The organism is Winogradskyella luteola (assembly GCF_019203985.1).
GTDB classification, from domain to species: Bacteria; Bacteroidota; Bacteroidia; order Flavobacteriales; family Flavobacteriaceae; genus Winogradskyella; species Winogradskyella luteola.
In genome coordinates this window covers 1-6,464 of the sequence record NZ_JAGSPD010000026.1, presented here as the reverse complement: position 1 = coordinate 6,464, position 6,464 = coordinate 1, and the positions used below count along the sequence as shown (strand labels likewise).

Genomic DNA, 6,464 nt, shown 5'->3' with positions numbered 1-6,464 from the left:
TTAAAACATAAGGGGTACAACGACGTGGTTTCTGCTAATGTTAATAGCGTGGCTTCCAAGTATAAGTATAATGGAATTGAGTTAGAAGAAAGTCTTGGACTGAATCTTTACGAAATGCCGCTGAGACAATATGATCCAGCTATTGCTAGATGGACAGCTATTGATCCTGTGGCACATCATTCTATGAGCACATATACTGCATTCGATAACAACCCTGTGTTCTGGGCTGACCCAAGCGGTGCAGATAGTGAAGAAGGTATAAGATTAAAGATAGGAGGTGAATGGAAAACAATTAGTTCACAAGCAGGTATAAGAATTTATACTGCTCCAGAGGATAGTACTGATCCAAAAAAGAAAAAGAAGAAAAGTCAAAGTAAACCTGTAAAGGAAATGAGTACAGGTGAGTTTTATGGAATGGCTTATAATGGTGCAGCAAGAACTGCCTTTTTAAATGGGAATGACCCATATAACCCTACTGATGCAGATATCGCTCAGAATGAAAAAGAAAAAGCCGATGCTGCTATAGAATTAGTTTTGTTTATAGCAGGTGAATGGGCAGCTGTAAAAGTATTTCAAGCCGGGGCATGGGTTTATAAATTAGTAAAAACAAAAAGTATTATATCTAATGCTAGGTGGGCTCAAAAAACATATAGTTTAACTTTTAATGGTGGTAAATATGCAGGTGAAACTATAGATGATGTAGTAAGTTTAATTAAAAACGGGAAGGCGACAGCTAAAGATTTACCAATTGATGTAATAGTTAGAGATGGTAATACGTTGATTTTAAATACTCGATCTTCAGCAGCTTTAACTAAAGCAGGCATACCGAGGAATCAATGGAATGTGGTTAATAGAACAGGTCAGGAATTCTATGAAAATCAGTTAACTAATCAGTTAACTAGAAACAAATTAACAAGTTCTGGTACTAGTACAATCAGGCAATCAGGAACTCAAAATGTAATTGGTAATTAATGTCAGTTATGGATTTCAATAAATTAAGTAAAGTTATATCACATGCTTTACGCCATCAACCATCTTTATATGATTTAGAACTCAGTAAAGATGGTTGGGTTGAAATAAGTTTATTGATTAAATCTATACAAAAAGTTGATAGTTCTTTTTCTACTTTAAGTGTTTCGGATGTAAAAAAGATGATATCTACATCTAAAAAAAAGAGACACGAATTAAAAGGCAATAAAATAAGAGCTACATATGGTCATTCCATTCAAGACAAAATAATAATAAAACCCTTTAAACCACCTAAATATTTATATCATGCAACAAAACAGAAATCACTCCCAAGTATTTTTGAAAAAGGGCTATTGCCAATGAAAAGACAATATGTTCATTTGTCCGAAAACAAATCAGATTCTATGACTGTAGGATTAAGGAGAACTAATGAACCTATACTTTTAAAAGTAAAATCTGAAGAAGCTTTTATAGATGGTGTTGATTTTTATCCTGTGGAAAATGGTATATGGCTATGTGATAAAATTACTGTAAAGTATTTAGAAATAATAAGTAGTTAATAGTTAATATTTTTCACGACTCTTTCAAAAGTCTCTTTCATAGTTTTAATCGAGTAATCAATAGAATAATCTTCAGCAATACATTCGAAAGTATTATCTTTAAATGTAATAATAAAATGATTTAAATTATCAAACATTTGTTCATCAAAGTATGGATGATGATTTTCAATTCTTTTAATCTCATTTACCCAATCTGAATTATTTATTAAAAAGAACGAGTAGGGTTTTAATCCTAATTTATAATAGGGGTGCCCAATAATAACTTCATCATTTGGTGCTCCAAACTTGTGAATACACCTTTTTTTAAATTTCATAATCGCAACTCCAACATCATTTCCAATATCACGCTCTTTCAATTTATCTGTTACATCAGATAAATCAAATAAGTCAACATAATATAGTAGTATTAGGTCAAAACCAACACTAACTATGATTGGTTCAGGGGCACCCATATTTATAGGATATTTTAAGGCTATTTTTTTTAAATTAATCATATTGCCAAAATAACATTTTAATTAAATAAATACTAGGTCGTGTAGCAAAAAAAGTAATAGATTAAAATATTGTAAGTCTTCAAAGAATGTTTACCAATTAGGTTTAAAGTTAAGTTATAGATTTAAATATTCAATATCTGTAATTTCTTTTAATGTTAATTGATTGGGATATTGACGGTAACATTTTTTGAACAGACTTGTTTTGCAAATGATCTTTATTTTCTGGGCATAATAGCAGTCTTCAGAAATACCATAAAGCTTACAAGCTTTGGAAACTGTGACTTTTGAGAACTGAGCTATAGCTTTTACAGAAGATACAATACTATTGGCATGTTGTTTCAAAAGATTTTTATGATGAACTAGTTCGCCAATCATGTTATAAAATCCCCGTCTGGTTTTTAAAATGGCCTTAATAGCTGCTCAGGTGGTAAACTTGCTTTGGAAGACATCCTTAATCTCATCAAACTGTTTGATTTATGCTTCCATCCACTGATGACCAAAATAGTTGCCGTGATTAAACTATTTCCAATTGTGTTTTGTCGTTCTTGGAATTTTATTTAATTCTTCATGGGATAACATACCACTGGCAAAGAGGATAATGATAAACGGATGATAATTTCTTTTGGTTTGATAATTCAAAATAATTCGTGGTATATTTAAGGTATGGGTACAGCGTATTACAACTATGGTAAAGTAGTAAGTAAAGAAGAATTTGACAAAGAGCGAAATCGAATTATTGCCGAGCGTATCAAAGAAGCAGAAAACGATGAGAATCTTATTGATGATGAGGACCTGGATTTTTATCTAAGGGAACTCAGAAAACTTTGGGATTAGTGGACTATAACATTCAAATACCGAAAACAGTAATTGCAGAAATTGACCGATCATTAGAATGGTACGAGTCAAAAGAAGAGGGATTGGCTGATAAACTTCAAAACGAGCTCAAATCCAAGATTAATAGAATAAAAGAAAATCCGAAGCTATTTAAAGAAGTAGGAACAAATCACAGAAGAGCCGTGTTAGGTTCTTCTTTTCCATTTACAGTTCATTATCTAATTAATGATAGAACTAAGACAGTAAAAATAATTGGTGTATTTCATCAAAGTCAAAACTTAGAGCTGGTAAAAGAGAAAATCCAGATCAGAAAAATTCATGAGCTAAAACAAGAAAAAGACCGAAGATTGATTCAAAGACAGAACCAATTAAAACAACTTCGTCAGAAACAAGAACTAGAAAAAGATATTGGGCAAGAAAGAGACAGAGGTTTGGAACGATAACTCAAAAAAGTGGGGATAATAGTTTCAAATTGAAGATTATAAATAAAAGTAAACGTTCTTTGAAGACTTACAGGTCATAGATTAAAATATGGTTGAAATCTATTACAATAATGCGAAATCAGGGTAGTGTCCCAAATTAGGACATGACTTAAAATGGTCTATACCTGTTTTTTACCACAGTACTTGGTGACGAACGTTAATTTTCATTCAACCATTTTATAAAATCTTTAGTGACCCTATCAAATCTATCAATTTTTTTTCCTTTTACCGTTTTTTCTACAAAACCGTGGTCATAGTTTGGGAATTGACGGAATGTTAGGTTTTTTTTTCGGTTCCTTATAAATTCAACAGGAATAATGTATGAGTTTTCTGCGGCTACATTTTCGTCCTTTGTCCCTATCGCTACATAAATGGGAATATCAAGTTTTAAGAGGTTTGCAACAGGTGGTTCAGAAAAACTAACATAACTCAAATAACTGTTTCCATCCCACATTTTTTCAGGTGTGGGGTTATCAAACATTTTCTCAAATTGAACTAAAAGTGAATCAATTCTTTTGGTAGCCTCAACTTCAGTTATTTTACCCGCAATTGCGTCTTTTCGGGCAAACATAATAAACTCCATTAGTTGTGGAAGTCCACCACCTGCCCAAAAGCCTATTTTTGTAATATCTTTGTTAATAGTGGCTAATTTTGCAGCAATATCAGTGCCTTGTGATGTCCCAACAACCACAATTTCTTCTGGCTCAAAAATATTCTTTTGGATATACTTGATTACTTGGTTAGCGCGTGAAACACGAAAATCCAAAGTGTTCTTTTTCCAAAAGTTTTTTGGTGTTTTAAAATTTTCCTTCCCGCTGAAAGGAAATCCATGTTTGGAAATAACCACGTAGGCGTATTGTTCTGGTATTAGGTCATAATTAAAGGGGTCAAGCGTTGCACAACAAGGATTCGTTTCAATCCATAGTGGTGCTGGGTAAGAACCATCAATATGAATAAAAAGGTGTTTTTTTATTATGCTTTTCGGATTGTAAATGTAAAAATTGATCGTGTCGTTTATAGTCTTAATCTGATATGTTTGAAAACCTTTTTCCGATGGGTTTATTTGAGCAGAGCCTGCTATGTGAATGATTCCAAAAAACAAGAATAATAAGTGTTTTTTCATTTTACTATAATATTTGCCAACGGTTTCACATAACCGTCGGTTACGGGTTTAATTGGTGATTATTTTCGTATCAAGCGCTATTTTTAGCAATTACGGTTGTACATTGTTGGCAATGGCTATTTTTCACTTCTACAGTTAAGCTTTTTCAATTTTCGTAATTCCTTTTTATCGACTTTATTCAGTTTTTGGTTTCTGTCACAAAGGCCAGTTACAAAATCAAATTTGTTCTTTGTCATTTTAGCGAAATGAGTTGATTTTCGCGCATAAACTAAATAAGATTTTCCTAATTCAAATTTATATCCACAACTTGCCCCGCTCGTTTCAGATGCAATTTCAATAAATTCTTTTTCAATTTTTCCTTTAAGAGTTTTTGTGATCTCAAACTTATAGATGATTGGGTCAGCTGAAGATTTCATTCTCGCTTTATTCACAATTTTTATTTCGACAACTTTTCCGCTTATTATTAGATCAGATTGAGCAAACGCTTTTTCAACTTTTTTAGATAAAGGTTCATTCGTTTGAATACAGCTACAAGCAAAAGTTTCCGTAATTGAAAAAATAAGGACTAATATTAATATAAAGGTTCTTTTCATATCCGTGTGTTTAATTATTGCCAACGGTCTTGTGTATGGCCAGCGGCGTTTTTGAACAACTAATTTAGCAAATAAAAACTGAATAGAAAATCCTTGCGGATTTTCGAAAGTAGGTGAGAGTCGTTAGTAAATTGGTGCTTGATTAATTTTACAGATATGAAATGTAAAAACTGTAATCCGTCAAGTTGTATCAAAAAAGGAAAAAGAAATGGTGAACAACGTTATTATTGTAAAAACTATCAATGCGCTACTACGATTTCTTTTCAAAAGAGAGTTGGGCAACATTTTAATTTGTAACAACAAGCCTCTTGAATCGTCTACCTTTTGAACAAAGCAACTAATAGCTATGACATTTGATAAAGCCTTTCTGAATTCAGAAAGGCTTTATCAAATGTCTTTGAGACTGAAATGAATTAATATCAAGTTTTTTTTTGGATTCTTATTGTTTAATAACCCTCTTAACCAGAGTGCCTCTTTTCGTTTTTACCTTTAACACATATATACCTGCCTGAAGGTTTGAAAAGTCAAGCGTTTCGTTTTCTAGTCTAACGCTTTCCATTGATTTTCCTAAAACATCGTATACCAGTATTTGGTCTATATCCATGCTGTTGGCATTGACGTGCAATATATTTTGTACTGGATTTGGGTATAGTTTTAATGAAGCACTTAATGAAGGGTCATTAAGGCCCAATGAATTGTCAATGGTAATTTCGTTAGTGGAGGTATCTACGCTTGTATTGTTTGAAATGTCTGTTACTGTACAAACCACTTCATAGCTTACACCATTCATAAAGGCACCCAAACTACCGCTAGAAGGTGAGTCTGTTCCTGTGTCAACACTCCAGTCTCCTGATGTATCTGGAACGACTTGATATGTAGCTCCGTTTACGGTTACCGTCATTGTTTCTCCAGCCAACAGTGACGATCCTGTACCTGTGGTTCCTGTTATTACTGGCGAGGTATCTCCAGTAGTCTGTGCATTTACAGTTGGTATAGCTGGAGCATGATCATCATTGATAATGGTAAAGGTATGAACCGTATTTGTTCCTAAGGATCCGTTGCTCGGGTTTGAGAGTGTTACAATTATGGTCTCATCAGGCTCCACAATTAATTCATCCGCAATACTAACGGCTATATTAGCACCGCTCGTATTTGGATTGAAGGTTAAGGTTCCACCAGCCAATGTATAATCTACGCCACTGCCCGACGCCGTTCCTCCTGTTACCGTATAATCTACCGTTACCGTAATTGGAACAGCTATGGACAAGTCAACTTCTATGTTTGCTGAACCTGTCGCTTCCAATGCACTGCTTGTTGTGGCATTAAAAGAAATTACAGGTCCGAAAATATCGGCTGATAACGTCGGTTGCGTTAAGGTATAGTTCCCTGAATCCGTTCCGTTGACCGTG

The 6,464-nt window shown here is 33.5% G+C and carries 9 protein-coding genes; 4 read left to right on the top strand and 5 right to left on the bottom strand.

The window, feature by feature from the left end; all coding sequences use genetic code 11:
- The coding region (locus KCG49_RS16170; protein WP_305729001.1) for an RHS repeat-associated core domain-containing protein at positions 1–972 on the top strand (972 nt) is incomplete at its 5' end.
- A gap of 8 nt (positions 973–980) precedes the next feature.
- On the top strand, positions 981–1,529 hold the full coding sequence (locus KCG49_RS16165; RefSeq protein ID WP_218547995.1) for an RNA 2'-phosphotransferase: 549 nt from the start codon (positions 981–983) through the stop codon (positions 1,527–1,529).
- On the opposite strand, the gene KCG49_RS16160 is transcribed toward KCG49_RS16165, so the two are convergent.
- Positions 1,526–2,023 carry a hypothetical protein gene (locus KCG49_RS16160; RefSeq protein WP_218547994.1) on the bottom strand — a complete coding sequence of 166 codons (498 nt, stop codon included), beginning with the start codon at positions 2,021–2,023 and terminating at the stop codon, positions 1,526–1,528. The two genes, KCG49_RS16165 and KCG49_RS16160, sit on opposite strands and share 4 nt — an antisense overlap.
- A gap of 114 nt (positions 2,024–2,137) precedes the next feature.
- The gene (locus KCG49_RS16155) at positions 2,138–2,398 is read right to left on the bottom strand and encodes a hypothetical protein (protein ID WP_218547993.1); all 261 of its coding nucleotides are present in this window, start codon (positions 2,396–2,398) and stop codon (positions 2,138–2,140) included.
- 288 nt (positions 2,399–2,686) lie between these two features.
- Between KCG49_RS16155 and KCG49_RS16150 the strand changes: the two genes are divergently transcribed.
- Entirely contained in the window at positions 2,687–2,857 is a 171-nt protein-coding gene (locus KCG49_RS16150; protein WP_218547992.1) for a hypothetical protein, read from the top strand.
- A complete protein-coding gene (locus KCG49_RS16145) occupies positions 2,857–3,300 on the top strand; it encodes a type II toxin-antitoxin system RelE/ParE family toxin (RefSeq protein ID WP_218547991.1) in 444 nt (147 codons plus the stop codon). The genes KCG49_RS16150 and KCG49_RS16145 overlap by 1 nt, the downstream gene beginning before the upstream one ends.
- A gap of 196 nt (positions 3,301–3,496) precedes the next feature.
- Here KCG49_RS16145 and KCG49_RS16140 read toward each other — a convergent pair whose 3' ends face one another.
- From KCG49_RS16140 to KCG49_RS16130, 3 genes are all read right to left on the bottom strand, one after another.
- Positions 3,497–4,462 carry an alpha/beta hydrolase family protein gene (locus KCG49_RS16140; protein WP_218547990.1) on the bottom strand — a complete coding sequence of 322 codons (966 nt, stop codon included), beginning with the start codon at positions 4,460–4,462 and terminating at the stop codon, positions 3,497–3,499.
- Positions 4,463–4,578: 116 nt separating this feature from the next.
- Positions 4,579–5,055: a hypothetical protein gene (locus KCG49_RS16135; protein ID WP_218547989.1), complete on the bottom strand. Its 477-nt coding sequence runs from the start codon at positions 5,053–5,055 to the stop codon at positions 4,579–4,581.
- Between the two features lie 439 nt (positions 5,056–5,494).
- A partial coding sequence (locus tag KCG49_RS16130; RefSeq protein WP_218547988.1) for a T9SS type A sorting domain-containing protein occupies positions 5,495–6,464 on the bottom strand: 970 nt, incomplete at its 5' end.

Excerpts from the sequence above, each read along its gene's own strand:
- KCG49_RS16165 (WP_218547995.1), top strand. The coding sequence starts at position 981 with ATGGATTTCAATAAATTAAGTAAAGTTATATCACATGCTTTACGCCAT.
- KCG49_RS16160 (WP_218547994.1), bottom strand. The coding sequence starts at position 2,023 with ATGATTAATTTAAAAAAAATAGCCTTAAAATATCCTATAAATATGGGT.
- KCG49_RS16155 (WP_218547993.1), bottom strand. The coding sequence starts at position 2,398 with ATGATTGGCGAACTAGTTCATCATAAAAATCTTTTGAAACAACATGCC.
- KCG49_RS16150 (WP_218547992.1), top strand. The coding sequence starts at position 2,687 with ATGGGTACAGCGTATTACAACTATGGTAAAGTAGTAAGTAAAGAAGAA.
- KCG49_RS16140 (WP_218547990.1), bottom strand. The coding sequence starts at position 4,462 with ATGAAAAAACACTTATTATTCTTGTTTTTTGGAATCATTCACATAGCA.
- KCG49_RS16135 (WP_218547989.1), bottom strand. The coding sequence starts at position 5,055 with ATGAAAAGAACCTTTATATTAATATTAGTCCTTATTTTTTCAATTACG.